The sequence below is a fragment of the Mycoplasmopsis felis genome (assembly GCF_034647055.2).
In the GTDB taxonomy this organism is placed as follows: Bacteria; Bacillota_I; Bacilli_A; order Mycoplasmatales; family Metamycoplasmataceae; genus Mycoplasmopsis; species Mycoplasmopsis felis.
Window position 1 is genome coordinate 444,894 of the sequence record NZ_CP141047.2, and the last position, 21,589, is coordinate 466,482.

Below are 21,589 nucleotides of genomic sequence, written 5' to 3' on the forward strand. Positions count from 1 at the left end.
TTTATGAATTCAAGAATTGAACAATTTAAAAATAGACTAATTACATATCTTGAAATTAAAGGAATGTCTAGATATGAAGAACCAGTAGCAGATGAATTAAGAAAAAACATAGACACAAAAATTTTTAATGTCTCAAGAGATAAGTTAGGTTCAATAATTTTTCATAAATCTTCTAAAAAAGTAAATGCACCAAAAGTAATGATAACTGCACATATGGATGAAGTTGGGTACTTAGTAAGATTAATTCATGATAAAGGACAATTATTATTATCTCCAGTAGGAGGGATTTGACCTTCTGTTGTAATTGGTACTAAAGCTACACTAATAGCTTCAAATAACCAAGAATTTGATGGAGTATTTGGTCATACGAGTATTCATATAATGGAATCTTCAAAAGTATCTAAAGCAATCACAAGTGATGAAATATATGCAGATTTTGGTTTTAAAAATAAACAAGATGCAATTGATAATGGTGTTGAAATAGGTGACAGAGTTTATTTATCAGGTGAAACAGTTTTCTTTAAAAATTACGATTTAATTGGAGGAAAGGCAATGGATAATAGAGCAGGTGTTACTGTTCTAGAAACTATTGCTAATATAATTAAAGATTATGAATTGGATATTGATTTATATTTAGTAGGTACTGTTCAAGAAGAAGTTGGAACAAGAGGAGCGAGAAGTTCTGTTTCAATTATTAATCCTGATATAGCTATTGCTCTAGATACAACATCTTCACACGATACGATTGATACCATTCCCGGAACAACTCAATTATTTAAAGGTGCAGCCATTAGAGTTAAAGATGGTGGAACATTAATGGACCCTAAATTAATTAATTATTTTGAAAAAATTTCCCAAAAATACAATATACCTTCTTATAAATTTATAGCAGCAGGTGGAGGAACGGATGCAAAAGAATTACAATTTGCAAAAGGAGGAGCAAGTACAATAACAATTTCACTTCCACAAAGATATTTACATAGTCCAATTGGAGTATGTTCTATCTCAGATTTATTAGCTGCAACTGATTTATTAGTAAATTTCTTAAAAGACTTAAATAAAGAAGAATTTGATAAAATTAAATACAACTAAGGAGAAACTATGGTAGAAATGCAAACTTTATCTTTTGTTTTAATGATAATTTTTGTTTGTTTAGGAGTTGCAATAGCAGCTGGTTTGGTTACATTTTTTGTAACTAAAAGATTATTTGAAAAACAAATTAAAGAAAACCCTCCAATTACAGAAAAAGCAATTCGTGTAATGTTTAATCAAATGGGAAGAAAAGCAAGCGAAAAACAAATTAGACAAATAATGCAATCAATGCAAAATGCAGATAAAAAATAATTATAGAATTCATTATAAATATAATGAGTTTTTTATTTTATAAGGAGAAATATGTTCTTGAGATTTAAAAGATTCTTAAGAAATTCAAAATTGTGAAAGTTTTTTAACAGAATTCATTTATGGCACAAAAAAATCTCACAATTAAGGTATATACTTTTTGTTTACTTTCTAATAATTTTTGTTTTTAGTTTATTATTATGAAGTCCAATTACTCAAAATAACCCAGAACAAAATTGATACTCTTTTAAGAATTATATCAATGCCATATTTACAACAGCTAGTGCTTTTTCAGATACCGGATTAGTTGTATATGATACATATATATATTGAAATATGTTTGGTCAAGCAATTATAGCAATTTTAATTGTTCTAGGAGGAATAGGAATTTTTGCTATCAAATTCTTTATAATAAATTATTTATTTCGAAAAAGTGTATCTACACTAACGTCAGTTCAAGTATTACAAAGTGAGCGCGGAGATAATGATATTAATTCAACTATTAAGTTAGTTACTTCATCTGTTAAGTTTTTATTATTTGTAATTCTTTTTTCTGGTTTCTTTATGTCTTTATATTTTTATTTTGCAAGCCCGAGTCAAACGTTTGGAATTTCAAAATATTTAAACAATCAATATATAAATCCACAAGGAAATTTATCTTTAGCATTTAGGTTTGGTTATTTTCATACTATTTCTGCTATTAATAATGCAGGTTTTGATATTATTTCTAATCGATCTATAATGCCTTATTATCTAAATTATGGATTACAAATATGAATTATTGTTTTATTAGTTATAGGTGGTATTGGTTATCCAACTATTTATGATTTTCATAAATTCTTAAAAAGAAAGTTAAGGGGCAACAAAAAGAAATATCACTTTTCTTTGTTTTCAAAAGTTTCTATAATAACTTATATTTTAGTTTTACTTGTAGGAATGATAATAACTATAAGTCTAGAAACAACTTCTCATAGTAATTCAACCTTATGAAACAGAATTTATATTCCACAACATTTATCTAATACATATATAAAATGAGTTGAAGCATATAATAATAGTCCAGACTTATTAAATTTATTAACAGTTTCAACCAAAGAAAATTTACCATTAGAACAACAAGAATGGTTCGATGTCTTAAATCAAGGAAGTATACCAGGAGAAATAAGTTCCTTAAAAGACTATATAAATCAAGGAACTATGTACGGAAGCAAGTTTGATCGAACTTTTGCTATTATATTCACTGCTTTTTCAACTAGGTCTGCAGGTTTTGCAACGGTAAATGTAAGACATTTTACACATTCAAGTACATTAATTTGAATTATTATGATGTTAATAGGTGCTGCTCCTTCTTCAACTGGTGGCGGAATTAGAACTACTACATTAGCATTATTAGTAATGAGTGGGGTGTCTGTTTTATTAGGAAGAAAAAGAGTTCGTTTATTTAAAAGAGCAATTGAACCAAAAACTGTTTTTATGTCAGGTCAAGCATTTGCATTTGCTTTTATGATTGTTATCTTTATTAGTTTTATTAGTTTTAGTTCATTTGACATCCACGGAGGAAATATACAAACTTCTTATATTACACAAAAAGCATTCGATTCTTCAAAACCTTTTTATGATACTGAACATTTAATTTTTGAAGTAGCAAGCGCTTTTGGAACAACAGGTTTAAGTACAGGTATTACTCAAGATTTAAATATTATTTCAAAATTAGGTATTATACTAACAATGTTCATAGGTCAATTTGGAGTTTCGTCAACATTACTAGTTTGAAAAAGAAAAAGAGCAAAAGATCGAAATTATGAATATATAACAGAAGACATAGCGATAGGATAAAATATGAAATACAAACATTCAGAAGAAATAGCAGTAATAGGTTTAGGTCGTTTTGGACAAGCAGTTGTTGAACAATTAATTAAACTTGGTAAGTCAATAACAATAATTGATGAAGACGAAGATAAATTAAAAATTTATGCAGATGATGTAGAAAGATTAATAGTAGGTGATGCTGCAGAAACTAAACTATTAAAATCAATAGGTATAGAAAAATTTGGAACAGTTGTTGTAGCTGTGCCTGAAAATATAGATATTATCTCAGCATTACTAGAATTAAAAGTAAAAAACATTATCGGAAGAGCAATAGATCGCAGAAGAGCAAGAATTTTAAAACAAATCGGTGTAGATGTTATTGTAAGGCCTGAGTATGAAACAGGAATTAGAACTGCATTAATAGCTGCAAATCCTAATTTCTATAGATTTAGTCAAAACCTTCAGGAATTAGGTGATGATTTTGTTTTAGGAACAACAATTGTTAAAAATAAAAATATTTGTCAAAAAGCAATTAAAGATTTAGATTTAAATAATCGAGGAATCAATATAGTTTTAATTAAAACAAATGGTAAAAATCATAGACCTGTAGGTAATTCGTTTATAAATGAAGGAGATGTAGTAACTGTTATAGGTCAAACTCAAGATGTAACTTCTGCCTTTGAATGGTTTAATGATACAAGCACAAAAAACACTAATTCATAGTGTTTTTTTAACAAATTTATTTTATTAGTGGTAAAATATATATGGATAGTGGGAGGAAGTGGTAATGTATGGTAAATTTATCAGAGTGATTGATGATAAAAATAGAGTTACTTTGCCAACAGTATTCAAAGAAGCATTAGGTCAATCAATTGTTATTACTCTTGGATTTGATGGAAATGCTGAAATAAGAAGTTTTAAAGATTTTGAAAAATATAAAGAAAATATAGAAAATCAAAGTCGTTTTAAGGCAGAAACAAGACTATTAAGTAGATTTATTTTTGGTAATTCCTATGAGGTTAAAATAGATTCTGTTGGTAGGTTTAATATCCCGAAAATTATTATAGATAAACTCACTATCCAAAAAGAAATTTCTTTTATTGGAGTAGGTAATCTAGTAGAAATTTGATCTAAAGAAAGATTGGATGAATTAGATTCTAATATTTCACTAACTGATATAGTAACAATAGCTCAGAAGGTATCTTAAATTATGAATGATTTACATTATTCTGTAATGTTAAATGAAACAATAGATTCATTAAATATAAAGGAAGATGGTATTTATGTTGATTTAACCCTTGGTATGGGCGGACATTCTGAACAAATACTAAAAAGATTAAAAACTGGTCATTTATATGCCTTTGATAAAGATGATTTTGCATTAAATTATTCAAAAAATAGATTATCAAAAATATCAAATAATTTTACTTTAATCAAGAGCGATTTTAGATATTTTAAAGAAAAATTAAATAATCTTAATGTTCTTAAAGTAGATGGAATTATAGCTGATTTAGGAGTTTCTTCACCTCAATTAGATACCCCTGAAAGAGGTTTTAGTTATAATAAGGATTCAGTGCTCGATATGAGAATGGATCAAACCCAACAATTAACTGCATATGATATTGTTAATAATTACTCTGTAGAAAAATTGGTAAATATATTTAAAATGCACGCTGATGTAAAACTACCAAAATTAGTTGCGAAGGCTATTGTTTTAAATAGACCGATTAATACTACATTGGAATTAGTTGACATAATCAAAAACACATATCCCTCTGCTATTTTAAGACAAAAACACCCTGCAAAAACTATTTTTCAAGCTATTAGAATAGAAGTTAATGATGAATTAAATTCTCTAAAAGAAATGCTTGATAATGCTTTGTCATTATTAAATAAAAATGGAACTTTATCAATAATTACATTTCATTCGATAGAAGATAGAATTGTATCAAGATATTTAAAAGAAATATCCAAAAGTGACATACCATCAAAAATGCCAATTCAAGATAATAAGATTTTTCTAACTAAAAAAATCCCTCCTTCAGACTTTGAAGTTAGTCAAAATCGAAGATCTAAGAGCGCAAAACTTAGAATACTAAAAAAACTATCGGAATCTTAATTAGTTTTATTTAAATTAAAATAATTAATATAACCCAAATATTATGCTTAAATAATTTTATTTAAATTATTATTAAATCGATAATTTTCATTGGGGAATGATAAATTATAAATTTAATAATATCTTTAGTTTATTTAAAACAAAAATTTTCTGATTTTTTGAAGTATCAAAGTAAAATAAAAACTTACAAATTTAAATTTGTAGGTTTTTTTATATATAAATATTTATATTTATATATAAAAAATAATGTAAAATTTATTCTATGAAAAAGCAATTTAAGTTATTTTTTTATAGTATTTTAACATTTGGTTTAATATGAATTAAATGAAGAAAAAAGAGTAATCAACATCAAAAAAATACAATTTATCAAATAGAAACAATGCCATTTAAAATAGATACATTATTGAGTATTATAGAACTACAAAAAATTCAAAAAGTGGAATTAAAACCATCTAGAATCAATATCTATATATCAGAACTTCATAATATTAATACCTCAAAACTAGCAGAATTAAAAGGAGTTTCAGGGGTTTTTGTTCGTTCTAATTCAATATCTTTAACATTAGGTGAATATAGCACAATTGTAGCAAAAGCATTGAATGATAAATTAAAAGAAAGGTAAAAATGGATTTACAAAAATATAAAATCATTTTAGATAATCTGTTAAACATTAAAAGTGGTGAACCAGATATATTCACACACACAAATAATAAAAATCATTTTGACCTGTTTTCCATTTTAAGACAAGATGAATTCTATGAAGTAATTTATAATGAAAAGTTTGAAGTGAGTTTATTAAACGGAAACTTAACTGATTTTATTAATGAATTAAGAAAAACAAAAACAATAGAAGATTTAATATATTTAAATGACAAAATCCTCAAAGAAAAAATTTTAAAACAAAATGATATTGATACTAACAATGATTTTACAGATGAACAATTTAAATTACTTAATAAACTTGAACTTATCCAACAAAAAACAATTAATGTTTGAAAATTATTAAATGTTACTATCAATGACATTATAGATTTAAGAAATATATGACCATTACATATTGGTTTTTTATTTTTATCAGTACGTGTCGAAGAAAAAGTTGTATATGCACCATTGTTTTTTAAAGAAGCATACATAACATTTAAAAATGGTCTTCCATATTTAACTTGTGATTCAGAGATGAAAATAAATGAAAAACTAATCTTTTTTTTAAATAACAATGGTTTTTATTTAAACTTTGAAAATCTCCTTAATAATCAAATTATAAATGATGTTGTTAAAATGCTTCAAAGGGACTGGAAAAACTTATATACGCTACCAAATAACATTTATAGTAACTTTATTAATTTAAATAACGAAGAAATAAATAACTTAAATATTATTTTTCATCCTGGAGTAGTATTAGGAATTTATAATCCTGCAGGCGGTTATGCTCGTGCTAGAATGAAAGAAATAATTGAAAACAATGAATTAGATGACATTATTCAAGTCGAGTTTAATAAAACTAAATATAAAAATGCAATAGATAAATATTTATATAATCCAGAATTCTCATTATTTAACTTAACTAAATCTAATTTATCTCAAGATAAAGCAGTTATTTCTGCTTTATGTCAAAATACAATTATTCAAGGTCCACCAGGTACAGGTAAATCTCAAACAATAGTTAATTTACTGAGTAATATTTTAATTTACGGAAAAACAGCTATAGTTGCTTCACAAAAAAAAGCAGCATTAGAAGTTATTCAAGAACGACTAGGTAAATTAAGTGCTTTTTGTTTGTTTAATTTAAATACAAAAGAAAAAAAGAAAAATTTTTATAAACCTATTAAAGAATACTTAAAAATGCTAGAACATTTTAATAGTAAAACTACTATTGAAAAATCACCATTTATTAATAAATTTGAAATTAATTATTTAAATAATATCAATAACTTTTTAGATTTAGAAGACACTGATAAAGTATTTAAGTCTTATTATTATTTATCAAAATATAAAATAGAACCAAATTATTATGAAAATGCTATTTTATTAAGTAGCATTCCGAAAGATTTAAAATTTACAACTAGTAAAATAGATTATGATACTTTAACATATGATTTGCTTAATATAAATAATATAAGGTTTAAACCTTTTTTTCCTAAGTATTGAAAAATAAGAAAGATTTCTAAAAATTTAAAGAATCATTTTGATGGTTTTTCAGGTTCATTAGCTAAAGTTGTTAAGTTATTTCAAGATGTTAATATAAAAAACACATCTAAAAATAATCCATTTATTAAGGTTAATGATTCAATTAACTCTTATCAAAAAATAGATTACAATCAATTTCTAGTAAAACCAGAAATAATAGAAAAATTAGTTTGCGAAAGAATAGTAAATAAAGTAAATAATTTTTCGATAGAACAAATGAGGTTATACAAGGAATTTGCTCAAAGTGTAAGGGTTGAAAATTTACCTCCAACAAAATTTATTAAAAAATATTCGGAAATGATCAAAAATATCTTTCCAATTTTAGTAGCAACACCTGATTCGGATTTATCAGTATGAAATAAAAATGAATTTGATTATGGGATATTAGATGAAGCCAGTCAAATATTTATAGAATATGGCTTACCTATTTTATACTTATCTAAAATTAAAGTTTTGTCAGGTGATAATGAACAAATGAAACCAACTAATTGATTTTCTAGTAGAAGTAGCGATGAAACTATTTTTGGTACTGTTGATTCATTATTAGATTATGTATCATCGTTAGGTGTTTATGAAATATTATTAGATAAAAATTACAGGTCTAATAGTGCTTCATTAATGACTTTTAGTTCAAAATATTTTTATAATTCACAATTAGATGTAGTCAACTTATGTAATAATAACGAAAAAAAACCAATTGAAGTTATAGAAGTTCAAGGGCAATGACTAGATAATAAAAACATAATTGAGAAAGACAAAGCAATTGAAATAGTTAGTCAAAACCTAGATAAGTATAATAAAATAATTCTATTGTCTTTAAATGCAAAGCAAAAAGAATATATTTTAGAAGAAATCTATAAAAATCATTTAAATTTACAGAAAGCAATTGAAAGTAAACAATTATTACTTAGAAATTTAGAAAACATACAAGGTGATGAAGCTGATTTAGTAGTAATTACTGTAGCATATGATAAATATACAAAATTCTCTAGTGCATATGTATCTAGATATGGTGGTAAAAATTCATTAAATGTAGCAATTTCTAGAGCTAAAGAAAAAATGATAGTTGTAAAAACAATTAAATCAAATGAATTAACTATATCAGACAATTCAACAGAAGATTTAAAAATCTTCAAATCATGATTAGAGTTTTTAGAATTAGGTGAAACTGAAAAAACAGAATTATTATTAAAAAATGTAAATAATCAAAATATTAAAGAACTCAAAAAAGCAAAGAAACATATTTGATTTAAATCTTTAGTAATAGAAGAATTTGAAAAAGAAATTAATAATCCAAACATTTTTCAAATCAAAGAAAATTATAATATAGGTTCATTAAATATCGATTTAGTGATATTAAAAAATAAAACCCCTTATAAATGTATTATTTTTGATACTTTTGAATATGGAAGTACACCTATTGAAGAATATGTTACAATAAGAGACAAATATCGTTATTTGTGTGCAAAAAAATATGATACATATATCATAAATCCAATTTCTTGAGTTGAATTTCAAAATCAGATTAATAATTGATTTGAATTATCAGAAGAAGAATTAATAGAAATTCAAGAAAATACATCAAAAAATCAGTATTTATTAGAAGACAACTTCCAATATAAAGAATCTGAAAATAATAATGAGTATGTAGATAAAACTTTTATTAAAGAAAATGACAAAAGTAACTATCTATTAGATGATGTTAATATCGAAATAATAATCCCAGAAGAACAAGTAATTGATAATAAAGAAACAAAAATAAAAGAAATTGAATATTCAAATATTGATGATTTAGTTAGTGGAGAAATTAATTCAATTTTATTATCTCAAACACAAGAAATTGATTTTATTGAAATAAATCAAACAAACACAAATAAAAGTGATTTAGTTCAAAATTTTAAAGAACAACCAAATCATCAATTAGTAGATAATAAAAACGAAGAAAATTATTGATCTTCATTAAATATAGATGTTAAAAATTCTACAAAAATAAATGAAAATGAAATTTATGACGATACTTCAAATTGAATGATAACAGGGAATGAATTTGAAGAAGATTGAGAAGAAGATAAAAAGTAATAATTTTATAATTTATTAAAGGAGTAGATATGGATATATCTCAAGTGTTGTCAGTTCTTTCAAAAAATGTGAAACGATCAATAATTTTACATTTGTTTACTTGTCATGAAACTGAATGTGATGTTCAAATGTTAGTTCACTTATTAAAAGAAAAACAATCAAACGTTTCTAAACATTTAAATGATTTAAGAACTTTAAACATTGTAGATGTTAATAAAAAAGGTTTATACAATTATTATTTTTTAAATGAGGAATTTAAAGAAAAATATTTTAATTTATTAACAATAATATATCAATATCATAAACAAAATATAGATTGTGAGTGTTTAAAAGATGGACATATTAAATAAAAAAACTTCTTTATTTAAACTTTCTTATGGCTGTAGAATTTTATTTATAATAACACTTTTATTAAGTATATTTGATATTTTCTTAAGAACATACATGCCCACATTTATCCAAAAAATCATTGATTTGTTAAATTCAGAAGATTTATCAAGTAATAAATCAATGATTGAAATTGAAGTTCAAAAAAATATCTTAATTTTAATATCATTTGGTCTTCTAATAGGTATTTCAACAATAACAGGCTCTTATTTAAATGTTATTGCTAGATATAGATATGCAAAAAACTTAAGATATGCATTGTTTACTAAAGTTCAAAACTTCTCATTCCAAGATATTGATAAATATCCAACAGGAGTTATTGTGAATTATTTAAATACAGATGTAGATAATATAGCAAAAGTTTTTAGGATTTTTAGTGTACCCCTAATAAAAATGCCTGTTATGTTTCTTTCTGCTTTAATATTTGCTTTAAATCAATCTATTGAATTATCAATCATTTTTAGTGTTTCTTTACCTATTTTATTTATCTTTTTTATAATAATGTGAAAATATGGGATGCCAATTTTCTATAGAACATTTAAAAAAAGTGATGAATATAATAATAAATTACAAGAAAATTTACATTCAATTAAAGTAATTAAATCATATGTTACAGAATTAAAAGAACAAAAAAAACATGATTCCATTAATAATGAAATGGGAGAAATTTCAATAAAAGGTGAAAAGATTTTCACTTGATATCACATAGTAACTATGAATACAATTTTTATGTCCTTAATTACTTTAGTTTTAATTGGTGTTAATCAAGTATTAGAAAATAAAATTACACCAGGAACAATTGTTTCTTTTTCTACTTACATTTGGATGATAACTGGTTCTTTTATGGCTATTCTAAATATAACAAGCGAGTTATTTAGATCTATTCCAAGCATGAAGAGATATAAACAAATAATTAATTATCAAAGTTCAATACAAGAAATTCAAAATCCTATTATTAAATCACTTGATGGTGATATAGAATTCAAAAATGTTTCTTTAAAATATGAAAATGCTCAAGAAGAAACATTGAAATATATTGATTTAACTATACCTAAAGGTAGTTCTTTAGGTATAGTAGGTAAAACCTCTTCAGGAAAAACGTCATTATTGAACTTAATCACAAGATTTTATGAAGTGTCAAATGGTGAAGTATTAATTGATAATATTAATGTTAAAGAATATTCATTAACTTCTTTAAGAAGTCAAATCTCGGGTGTTTTTCAAAATTCAGGTTTATTTAAAGGTTCTATCAGAGAAAATATGTTAATTGGAAATCCTAATGCAAGTGATGAGGAAATAATAAATGTCTTAAAACAAGCAAGTATCTGAGAATTTGTTAATAATCAACCTGAAAAATTAGATTATGTTATTACTCAATCAGGAAATAATTTATCAGGTGGGCAAAAACAGAGATTTTATATAGCTAGAGCACTATTGAAAAAAGCTAAAATTTTAATTTTAGATGATGCAACTAGTGCAATAGATGCTAAAACAGAACAAGAAATAAAATTAAATTTAAATAATATTAAGGAAGTTACTAAAATAATAGTTGCTCAAAAAATAAGCTCAGTGCTAAACTGTGATCAAATTTTAGTTATTGACGAAGGAAAAATTTCAGACATAGGAACACATAGTGAATTAATGCTAAAAAATAAATATTATAGAGAAATGTATGAAATTCAAAACTCACTAGGGAGTTTAAATGAGGTATAGAAGAGATATTTATAGTTTAAAAACATCTAAAATTTCTAATAAAGATAGATTTTCAACATTTTCAAAAATAATTAATTTATTATGAAAAGATTACAAGTATAAATTATTATTCTCGGTTTTTTTGATTATTATAAGCACGGGTGGAATGTTATATAATCAAGTTTTTATAGGAAAGATAATAGTTGATAACTTTTTATCTGATTATAAAAATAAACCTTTTGATTATGAAAATTTTTATTTAGTAGTAACTTTGTCAGCATTGTGATTTTTTATCACTGTATTAGCTGGTTTTTTCTGAAAAAGAATATTGATAAAAGTAACTATTAAAACTCTAACTAAACTAAGAACTAATTTGTATATACATATCCAAAGTTTACCAATTGCTTTTTTTGATAATAATAAAAAAGGTGATTTAATGTCTCGTTTTACTTCTGATATTGAAACACTTCGTGATTTCATATCTAATTCATTACCTAGAATTATGGATACTATTATTACATTATCTGTGTCAGTGGTAGTTATGTTTATTTTAAATTGATTATTATCACTAATAATGATTATAATGATGGTTGTAATCTTACTTTTTTCTTATTTTATAGGTCAACAATCAAAAAAAGCATTTGTTTTAAGACAAAAAAATAATGGTATTTTATCTGGTTTTACTGAAGAAGCAATTTCTTCCATTAAAACTATTAAGATATTTACCCAAGAAAAGAATATGATTAATAAATATCAAAAATTAAGTAATGAGTTATATAAAAATGAACTTAAAGCAAGAGGTCTGGCAGATTTACTTTTTCCTTTTTCAATATGAATGGGTGAAATAGGTTATTTAACAGTTACTGTTTTTGGTGCTATTTTAATTATCCAAGGTAATTATGCAGGAATAGGTTTAACAATAGGTACATTAATAGCATTTACACAATTTGCAAAAAGTTTTTCTGGCCCAGTTTCTTCTATATTAGAAGTAGCTAATTCAATTATTATTGCTTTAGCTGGAGGTAAAAGAGTTTTTGACATATTACAAAATGAAAAAGAAGTAAACAATGGTTCAATAGAGTGTGTTAAAATAAAAGAAATAGAAGGTAAAATTACTGAAATACAATCAATTAATGAAGAGGATTGATATTGAGCATATAAATTTGTTGATTTTACAGGAAAAATAATTTCATATAAAAAAGTTGAAGGGAATATAGAATTTAAAAATGTTTCATTTTCATATAAAGATAAGCAAACTCTTAGTAATATTAATTTTAAATTAAAACAAGGTCAGAAGTTAGCATTAGTAGGGCCTACTGGTTCAGGAAAAACAACTATTATTAATCTATTAGTAGGATTTTATGAAATAAATGAAGGTTCTATATATATAGATGATATAGAAATAAGAACATTAAATAAAAATAGTTTGAGACAAATAATAGCGATTATCCTTCAAGATGCATCCCTGTTTAGTGATACAGTTAAAAATAATATTATTTATGGATCAACTGAATTAGTAAATGATAATTTATACAAAAACGCAATAGAATTATCTAATTTAAAAAATCACATAAATAAATTAGAGAAAAAAGAAGAAACATTTTTATCAGATAAAGGAAATCATTTATCACAAGGACAAAAACAATTATTAACTATAGCTAGAGCAACATATAAAAACTCGCCGATTTTAATTTTAGATGAAGCTACATCTAATGTTGATACAATTACTGAATTTGAAATACAAAAATCAATGGATTATATGGTACAAAATAAAACAACAATCCTTATTGCTCATAGATTAAGCACCATTAAAAATGCTGACATAATTCTTGTGATTTCAAATGGAAGAATAATTGAAACAGGAAACCATAATGATTTATTAGCATTAAAAGGATTTTATTATGAATTATGAAATAACTCAATTAAAATAACACAATTTAATTAGAAAACAAAGCAAATATTTTGAAATTTTAATAATAAATTTGTTAGAAAAAAATATTCGTAAACCGAATATTTTTTTATTTTTAATTTTAGAAATTTAATACTTTTAACTTCCTTGAACACTTGGTTCAGACATATCTGTGGTTGTAGTTTGACCATTTATTTCAAAACTAGGAACATCAGTTAACTCAATGATTTTTGTTTCTCCTAATAAAATTTCTTTAAGATTAATAGTTTTTTTAGTACTACTTGTGTTAGTTATAGTGAATGTAATTTTTTTTGTTACAGGTAGTGTAGATTCACTATTAGTCTCAACACTAGTAGCAGTTGGAGTATTTTGCATTGATGAATCTGAACTTGTTGGATTTTCTTGAGTTCCAGTATTTGAAGGTTGACTATCACTGTTTGATGGTCTTGCATTTACAGATCAATCATTATACTGAATATCTGTTATAGTTATATTTTCATCATCTTGGTTAAGTTTTAGTTTTAAAGATTGATTTTCCTGTTCTTTTAAAGTATGAATAGTTAAATCCATTGACACCTCATAAGCGTTATTCATATTTTCTTTTGCTTTAACTTTTATTGAATCATTATTAATACTTAATAGTGTTTCTGAATTTTTAATCATATTTACAGAATCTTCAATTTCTTTAAATTGAGTATTTACTTCTAAAACTTTATTAAATATTGATGTTTTTGTTTTATTATCTGAATTAATTAATTCATCTAGTGAATTAAATAATTGAGTAGACTTAGTTATTTTTTCTTGTAATGAAATTACTTTAGGTGTATTATTTAAGAAAGTATAAATTTTACTTAATGTTTCTCTAGCAGATTTTAGTGCTACTTCAATACCTTTGTCTTTTGTTGTATTTTGAGAGTTTGCTGACATTAATAATACATTAAGTTCCTTGATTTTGTCTAAATAAGATTTTGTTTTTTCTTTAAATTTTTCTCCGTCTAATTTCTTAATAGATTCTTTCTTCGAAGTAAAACTTCTTAATATATCATCAGCTTTTTGTATGATTAAACTATATCTTTTTGTATCTACATCACTAATATTTTTAAATTTTTCTATAAATGAAGAAATATTTGTTAATATACTTTCTTTTTCTTTTGTTTTATCTATATATGTGGATTTTAGTGAATCTAAATTTTTATTATTTATATCATAGAATTTAATTTCACTTATTTGTCATGCATAATGTTTTTTGTTTTCTTGTGTAGAATCATTTAGTTCTCTAGGTGTTCATTGTAATCTAATGTATTTAGCAAATGTTGGTTCAAAAGTTATTTTGACTAGATTTGCTACACTAGAATTTTCATAAGTAAAACCACTAGTTAATACATTTTCATTGTTTTCTGTTCCGAAATCACTATGTAATATTTTATCTTGATGTTGAACTTCTGTGTATGTTTGTCCATCATCAGAAACAAGTATTTTTATATCTTTAGGAAGAACAAATTTTTCCATATTTGCTGCTTTTAGATATAAATCTACTGAATTAATCAAGAATGTTTCTTCCATATTTTTTCTAACAAAAGTAAAATAATTTTTATAATTACTTTGATCTGTATTAAAGTCGTTTCAATTATGTCATCTACCATTATTTGAATTTGTATCATTATTTATTAATGTAGAAATTTGATGGTTAGTTTCATTATGTCTTTTTAGTGCATCATTTGAATTTGCTTCATCAATATTTAATTTATTATTATATATGTGAGTTTTAGCTTCAACATTATAATCTACAAAACCAACTTTAAACATAACAGTTAATGAATTTGTATCACTGTTTTGTGGTTCATTTGTTTCTTGAGTTTCACTTAAAGTATAGACAACTGATAAATCTTTTTCATAGAATTTTTGACTTTGTACATCTGTAACTGCTAATGAAGTTTGATTTATATTAGTAGGTATGTTATATAACTTCCCGTCTTTTTTGATTTTCTTAGGTAAGTATTTGTCAACTTTTTCACCTTTAATTAAATATAAATAATATGTATTTGAACTTAATTCAACAACTTTATCATCACTCATTACAGGTGATAAACCTTCATGAACATTGTTTAAAGGTATTTCAATAGTATTTAAATTATTTTCAACAGTAACATTTTCTGGAACTTCCGGATCTTCTTGGAATCCTGACACTTGAATTGTTAATGGTGTAAATGATTTTAATTCATTACTTGTTTTGTATTGAATCCCTGAAATACTGTATGTTTTATTTTCAAAAACTTTAAATGATACAGTAATAACTTTCTTTTCTGCTTTATTTTTAAATGTTTTAGATTCAATACTTAATGCATTGTTGTCTACAACTACTTTAGTAATTGAATCTAATTCATCTAATGCTTCGCTACCTGTTAATTCAAATGAAACTAATTTATATTTAGGTTCACTTTGCTCATCAGTTGAACTAGGCTCTGCAACTGAAGCATTAGCAGCACTAAAAGTTATACCTTCTGCGTCTTTTGTATCTTTATCACTTTTAGCTTTAGTTAACACATTATTTAGTTTAATAATTTCTGCGTTAATTTCAGATGATGTTTTAGATGCAATATTAGTTTGAAATGTTTCTGCATTTGTTTTTGCTGTTGTTAATTCTGTTTTAATTGCATTATATTTATCGTTTGTAAGTGTGTTAAGAAATTCATTAACTTCACTAAGCTTTGTTTTTAATTCTTCAGTTTTTGTTGCTTTTGCTGTTTTTTCTTGATCAAAACTTTGTTTGTTTTGTTTTGCTTTAGTTAAAGCATCATTTAATTTATTTAATTTTGAATTTAATTCAGTAATTTCTACATTATCATTGTTAGTAACTAATGGTTCAACTTCAGAAATTACACTAGATAAAGCATCCTTAATTGATTTGTATTCTGAATTTTCTAATTCTGTTAAGTATTCTTTAGATTCAGTTACTTTTTTTGCTAATTTATCAACTAATTTTTGTTTATTAGTTGTAGGAGCATTATCAATTGCTTGTTTACGTGCTTTTAACTTATTTAACTCTTGATTAAACTTGTCTAAATGATTTTTGTATTCTTGATCAGTTAAACTTTGAGTTAAGTATTTTGAATATGTTGATACTAATGCATCATAATCATTATTAATTTCACTATATTTTGGGTCTGATAATGATTCTTTAAATGATTTTGAATTTTCTATATTAGTATTTAGTTTCTTTTTATTTTGAGATTCATTAGAATCCTTTTTAGAACTTAGAACTATTCCAGCAGTAATACCACCGGCTAAGATAGCACCACCTAGAACAGCTCCGATTATTAATTTAGTTTTTTTACTCATATATAAAACCTCTAATTTTATTTTTATAATTTTATTTATAATAAAATTACATCTATATCTAATCAAAAAAAAAAAAAAAACAAAAGCAATTTTATAAAAAATTAACTTTTGTTGTATTAAATTGAATATTTTTTGAATTATTCTTCTACAAAAATAAAACCATCACCCCCGTGTTTCCCACTTGTGTATAAAAAAACAAACAAAATACTCTAAATTTTAACTCTCACTATATATTTACATATAAATATATAGTGTATTTTAAAAATTTTTTTAATTTTATATTTACATTTATTTACAATTATGTCATAATATTAATATGAAGGAAAAGAGTAATAATTTAGTTTTGTTTAATGTATGAGGAACTAGAAAGGTGTTGTTTACAAATATGTTGGATATGGTAATGGTTATGGAACGAATCCCACAAGATTATTTAGTTTAGGAAATCTACAAAAACTTTTAGATAAAAATCCAAATGCTGTCGAAATACTTAAAGATAAACTAAAATCATTTACAAGAAATGATGATATGGAAGTTGTAAAATGAGCATTACTACAAAGTTTAGAAACTGAAAACATTCTTAAAACAAGTAGAATATTTGGAGTAGATTTAATTTATAAATTTTTAAACAAACATAAATTTAAAAATCTCTTCAATAATACAAAACAATTAAATTCTTATGAAATTTTTAGTTTCTTAGTTTCCAAACGAATAATTGATCCGTCTAGTATTTTTAATTCTTTTAATGAAAAAGATGAATATTTGAATGATATTAAATCTTCTAAAAATGCTTTTTATAGAACACTGGATGTTGTTTATAAAAACAGTGACAAATTGTTAGAACACCTTAGACTAATGGTAGAAAAAGAATTAAAAGAAAAAACAAACGAAATTTATTATGATACATCTACTATTTATTTTGAAACATTCACAAGAAATGGAATAAAACATCCTGGTTATTCAAAAGATGGAAAATTTAAGGAAGACCAAATAGTTATTGCTCTTGCTTGTGATAAGTATGGAATCCCTTATCATTTTAAGTTATTTAAAGGAAATACAATTGATTCTAAAACATTAATTCCGTTTTTTATAGAAATAGAAAGAAAATATGGAACAAGAAATATAATGGTTGTAGCAGATAGAGGCATGAGTACTGCTGCTAACATTAGATTTCTTGAAAAGAAAGGATATAAGTTTATTATTTCTTATCGTGCAAAAACAGGTGGTAATAAATTCAAAGACTATATCACAGATGAAAAAGATTATATTCAAATAGACAATGAATATAAATATAAATCATTTTCTTTTGTATCTACTTATAAAAAGAAAAGAGGGGATTTAAATCATTTAAGACTTAAATTTATTACTCACAGTAATAAAAGGGCAAAAAAAGACAAAGAAGAACGGCAAATTTTAATAGATAATTTCAATAAGAAAAGAAACAAAGATGGAACTGTGGATTCTAATAAAATGTTAGGTTCTAAGAAATGTAAATTTTTTAAAGAAATATCAAAACTAAAATTTGAATTAGATACTGAAAAGGTACAAGAAGACGCAAAATTAGATGGTTATTAATGAAACAAATCTATTTGATTTAGAACCTAAAGAAATTATTCAAAAATATGCAAATCAATGAAAAATAGAAAATAACTTCAGAATTCTTAAAAGTTTTCTTAATATTAGACCCATCTTCTTAAGAGTGGATGATCACATTTATTCACACACACTAATATGTTTTACTTCTTTAGTTGTTTTAGAACTACTAATACATAAAATAAATAAAACAATGATAGATAATGGTGTATTGGATGAGAAATTAACAGAAGAAAAGTTTATTAAATTACTCAATAAAGTAAGAGAAAGATTAGACTTAAATTCAAAAACAAAAGCAAATTTTAGGAACTGTATTATATTTTGTGTAAATTCTCTTTAACTTACTTTTTAAAGTAAGAGAAAAGTGATAGCAAAACACAAATCTGGTTCTATTATAACAGAAAAAACCAAACAAAATGTCAAAAAGACGGAATGTCATTTCCGCTTTTTGACATTTTGTTTGGTTTTTGTTTTTTTAACCCTTCCGTCCCTTGATTGCAATCAAGGGATACCTTACTTTTTTAAAAAAAGTAAGACAAAAAACTTTAATTTTAAAAATAATTTTTAGTTGTTTTCTTTAAATATTATTAATAATTGACTTAAGATTTGTCCTCAGTTTGGAGTAATTTTATCTCATTTTGCAAGTTGATTATTTATAGCAAAATATACTGATTTCATAAGTGATTCTTCTGTTGGAAAAGAAGTTTTTGTTTTAGTAATTTTTCTTATGTTTCTATTAAGGTTTTCAATAATATTAGTTGTATAAATTAACTTTCTTATTTCTTTTGGGAAATTAAAAAATGTAACTAATTCTTCAAAATTATCTCTTCAACTTTTAATGGCATACATATATTTATCTTTTCACTTATCTTCAAAAATTTGTAAAAATCTTGTTGCTTCATCAATATTATTTGCCTGATAAATATTTTTCATATCTTTTGTAAACTCTTTTAAGTCTTTGTAATTAACAAATTTAACTGAGTTTCTGATTTGGTGAACTACACATTTTTGTATTTGGGTTTTAGGAAAAACTGCTTTAATAGCATTTGATATACCTGTTAAGTTATCACTTGAAATAATAAAAATTTCTTGTACACCCCTTAATTTAAGGTCATTTAGTACTTGCATTCAGTATTTTGCACTTTCAGATTCACCTATTCAAAAACCTAAGACATCTTTTTGTCCTTCAAGTGTATAACCCATAACTATATAAACAGATTTTTCAACCAATCTATTTTCTTCTTTAACTTTAAATCTAATCCCATCTATAAAAACCATAGCATATTCTTTTTCTAATGGTCTGTTTCTTCACTCAATTATTTGTGGCATTATTTTATCTGTTATTCTACTTACAAATGATGGTTCAACATCAATACCATAAATTTCATGTAATGTTGAAGAAATATCTCTTGTGGACATACCGCTGCTATAAAGTTTAATTACTGCACCTTCAATAAAAGAAATATCATATTGAAATTTTGGAACTACTTGTGGTTCAAACTCAGCGTTTCTATCTCTTGGTATTTTTAAATTTATATCACCAAATTGTGATCTAACTTTTTTATCATATGAACCGTTTCTGTAATTATCTTTAATTGCTTTTTCATGTTCATATCTATCATAACCAAGATAATTTTTCATCTCTTCTTGTAAAATTTTTTCAATTAAATCTTTAGTTTGAGACTTAAGAATTTCTTGAACGTCTTCAATAGTTTTTGGTTTATACTGATTATATAATTTTTCAGTATCAAGATTAAATGTATTTTTCTTTTGCATAAAAAATCTCCTAATATAAATATTTTAAATTAAATATTTGCTATTAAGAGAATTTACACAAAATTAACTACACTTCCCAATTTTTATAAAAAATTAACTTTTGTTGTATTAAATTGAATATTTTTTGAATTATTCTTCTACAAAAATAAAACCATCACCCTTTTTAATATCAATGATACTGATAAATAAATTGTTATTAATACTTTTTGCTTCTTCAAATAATCCAACTGCATCTAGATATTGAGTATTAGTTGTAATCATAAATTGTTCTTGTTTAGAATAACCACCAGTTATTTTATGAATAGAGAAAGTATATATTCTATGAGTTTTTTCATTAATTTCTTGTATTAATTCAAATGGGTTTGTACAATAAATTTGAGTTTGAACAAGTTTGTATTTAGGGAAAGTTAAATTAACAAAAATAGCATTTACTAATAACATGAATATACCAGAAACAAAATTAGGATTAAAAAATAAATCAAAACCTCATGGTTTGTTATAATTAAATATTTCTTGATATTTTTGAATATCACCACCCACCTTGTTTTGTATACTAGAAATAGCAATAGAAGTCGGAATGTATGTTCCTATTATATTAGCAATAAATAATGAAATAATATTTAAGATAAAAAAAATAGATGATATGTCTTTAAATTTAATTTTAGCAGCATAAACACCATATATATCATAACCACCAGTAGATGCACCTAAAATTAATGATGTTACAGTCGCAAGTCCTTGAATTAACCCAAAAGATATAGCATATATAAATATTGATAATTGTTTAAAATTATCACTTGGATTATTTCACAATACAACTCTTATATTATATTCTTTGTATAGTTGTGATAATGGATTTTCATTTAATAAAGTTGCATCTAAATTAGCAAAAATAAATATTTTTTCTATTCCAGGAATACTAGCAAATAATAAACCTGAAAATGAGTAAATGAATATAAAGTACATATTATATCAAGTGAAATTTTTAGAAATTTTTAAATAAGACAAAATAAATAAAGGAATATTAAATATAAAATACATTATCCAAAATATTATGTCAAATAATATTTTGGAATCTTTTAGATAATAAACTAAATTACCAAAACTTTGCCCTATAGCTTCAGCTCCAAGAGCATATAAACCAGTATTTTGCAATAATAAAACACCAGAAATGGATGCAATAATTCCTATGGTTGTTAATGTTAATAATTTTTTTCAAGGAGTATTTATTTTATAAAAAAAACCAAGAATTAATAATGAAGAATTCATTCTTTTACGTGAATATCTTATTTGATTATCTTTCATTTTACTATTTTAACATAAATAAGATTTATATTATATTTGATATAACTTTTTAAGGC

Annotated in this window: 16 protein-coding genes; 13 read left to right on the forward strand and 3 right to left on the reverse strand. The window is 24.1% G+C overall.

The features are described from left to right. Window positions 1-3 precede the first annotated feature (3 nt). The 11 genes from RRG59_RS01930 (at window position 4) to RRG59_RS01980 (ending at window position 13,559) form a co-directional block, all read left to right on the forward strand. Window positions 4-1,092, forward strand: a complete 1,089-nt coding sequence (locus RRG59_RS01930; RefSeq protein WP_322902711.1) for a M42 family metallopeptidase — start codon at window positions 4-6, stop codon at window positions 1,090-1,092. 9 nt (window positions 1,093-1,101) lie between these two features. Beyond that, window positions 1,102-1,344, forward strand: a complete 243-nt coding sequence (locus tag RRG59_RS01935) for a YneF family protein (RefSeq protein ID WP_161553029.1) — start codon at window positions 1,102-1,104, stop codon at window positions 1,342-1,344. Window positions 1,345-1,395: 51 nt separating this feature from the next. After that, complete coding sequence (locus tag RRG59_RS01940) at window positions 1,396-3,177, forward strand: potassium transporter TrkG (RefSeq protein ID WP_322902713.1); 1,782 nt, start codon at window positions 1,396-1,398, stop codon at window positions 3,175-3,177. A 3-nt stretch (window positions 3,178-3,180) separates the two neighbouring features. Beyond that, entirely contained in the window at window positions 3,181-3,873 is a 693-nt protein-coding gene (locus RRG59_RS01945; RefSeq protein WP_322902715.1) for a potassium channel family protein, read from the forward strand. Window positions 3,874-3,937: 64 nt separating this feature from the next. Then, window positions 3,938-4,357: a division/cell wall cluster transcriptional repressor MraZ gene (locus RRG59_RS01950; RefSeq protein ID WP_036430633.1), complete on the forward strand. Its 420-nt coding sequence runs from the start codon at window positions 3,938-3,940 to the stop codon at window positions 4,355-4,357. A gap of 3 nt (window positions 4,358-4,360) precedes the next feature. Beyond that, on the forward strand, window positions 4,361-5,269 hold the full coding sequence (gene rsmH, locus RRG59_RS01955; RefSeq protein WP_322900734.1) for a 16S rRNA (cytosine(1402)-N(4))-methyltransferase RsmH: 909 nt from the start codon (window positions 4,361-4,363) through the stop codon (window positions 5,267-5,269). 262 nt (window positions 5,270-5,531) lie between these two features. Then, window positions 5,532-5,891 (forward strand): PTS sugar transporter subunit IIABC, encoded by a 360-nt coding sequence (locus tag RRG59_RS01960; protein ID WP_322900735.1) that lies wholly within the window; start codon window positions 5,532-5,534, stop codon window positions 5,889-5,891. A gap of 2 nt (window positions 5,892-5,893) precedes the next feature. Continuing rightward, complete coding sequence (locus tag RRG59_RS01965) at window positions 5,894-9,535, forward strand: DEAD/DEAH box helicase (protein ID WP_322902717.1); 3,642 nt, start codon at window positions 5,894-5,896, stop codon at window positions 9,533-9,535. Window positions 9,536-9,564: 29 nt separating this feature from the next. Then, window positions 9,565-9,885, forward strand: a complete 321-nt coding sequence (locus RRG59_RS01970; protein WP_036430628.1) for an ArsR/SmtB family transcription factor — start codon at window positions 9,565-9,567, stop codon at window positions 9,883-9,885. Continuing rightward, window positions 9,869-11,635: an ABC transporter ATP-binding protein gene (locus tag RRG59_RS01975; RefSeq protein WP_322902719.1), complete on the forward strand. Its 1,767-nt coding sequence runs from the start codon at window positions 9,869-9,871 to the stop codon at window positions 11,633-11,635. Before RRG59_RS01970 ends, RRG59_RS01975 begins: the two co-directional genes overlap by 17 nt. After that, window positions 11,625-13,559 (forward strand): ABC transporter ATP-binding protein, encoded by a 1,935-nt coding sequence (locus tag RRG59_RS01980; RefSeq protein ID WP_322902720.1) that lies wholly within the window; start codon window positions 11,625-11,627, stop codon window positions 13,557-13,559. The genes RRG59_RS01975 and RRG59_RS01980 overlap by 11 nt, the downstream gene beginning before the upstream one ends. A 102-nt stretch (window positions 13,560-13,661) precedes the next feature. Here RRG59_RS01980 and RRG59_RS01985 read toward each other — a convergent pair whose 3' ends face one another. Continuing rightward, window positions 13,662-16,862: a hypothetical protein gene (locus tag RRG59_RS01985; protein WP_322902721.1), complete on the reverse strand. Its 3,201-nt coding sequence runs from the start codon at window positions 16,860-16,862 to the stop codon at window positions 13,662-13,664. Between the two features lie 456 nt (window positions 16,863-17,318). Between RRG59_RS01985 and RRG59_RS01990 the strand changes: the two genes are divergently transcribed. Together RRG59_RS01990 and RRG59_RS01995 are read left to right on the forward strand one after the other, a co-directional pair. Then, window positions 17,319-18,434 (forward strand): IS1634 family transposase, encoded by a 1,116-nt coding sequence (locus tag RRG59_RS01990; protein ID WP_419198141.1) that lies wholly within the window; start codon window positions 17,319-17,321, stop codon window positions 18,432-18,434. Beyond that, window positions 18,424-18,792 (forward strand): transposase, encoded by a 369-nt coding sequence (locus RRG59_RS01995; protein ID WP_322901834.1) that lies wholly within the window; start codon window positions 18,424-18,426, stop codon window positions 18,790-18,792. The genes RRG59_RS01990 and RRG59_RS01995 overlap by 11 nt, the downstream gene beginning before the upstream one ends. A 224-nt stretch (window positions 18,793-19,016) precedes the next feature. Here RRG59_RS01995 and RRG59_RS02000 read toward each other — a convergent pair whose 3' ends face one another. Next, window positions 19,017-20,228: an IS256 family transposase gene (locus RRG59_RS02000; protein WP_322901548.1), complete on the reverse strand. Its 1,212-nt coding sequence runs from the start codon at window positions 20,226-20,228 to the stop codon at window positions 19,017-19,019. A gap of 129 nt (window positions 20,229-20,357) precedes the next feature. Next, on the reverse strand, window positions 20,358-21,533 hold the full coding sequence (locus RRG59_RS02005; protein WP_322901835.1) for a YitT family protein: 1,176 nt from the start codon (window positions 21,531-21,533) through the stop codon (window positions 20,358-20,360). Window positions 21,534-21,589 lie beyond the last annotated feature (56 nt).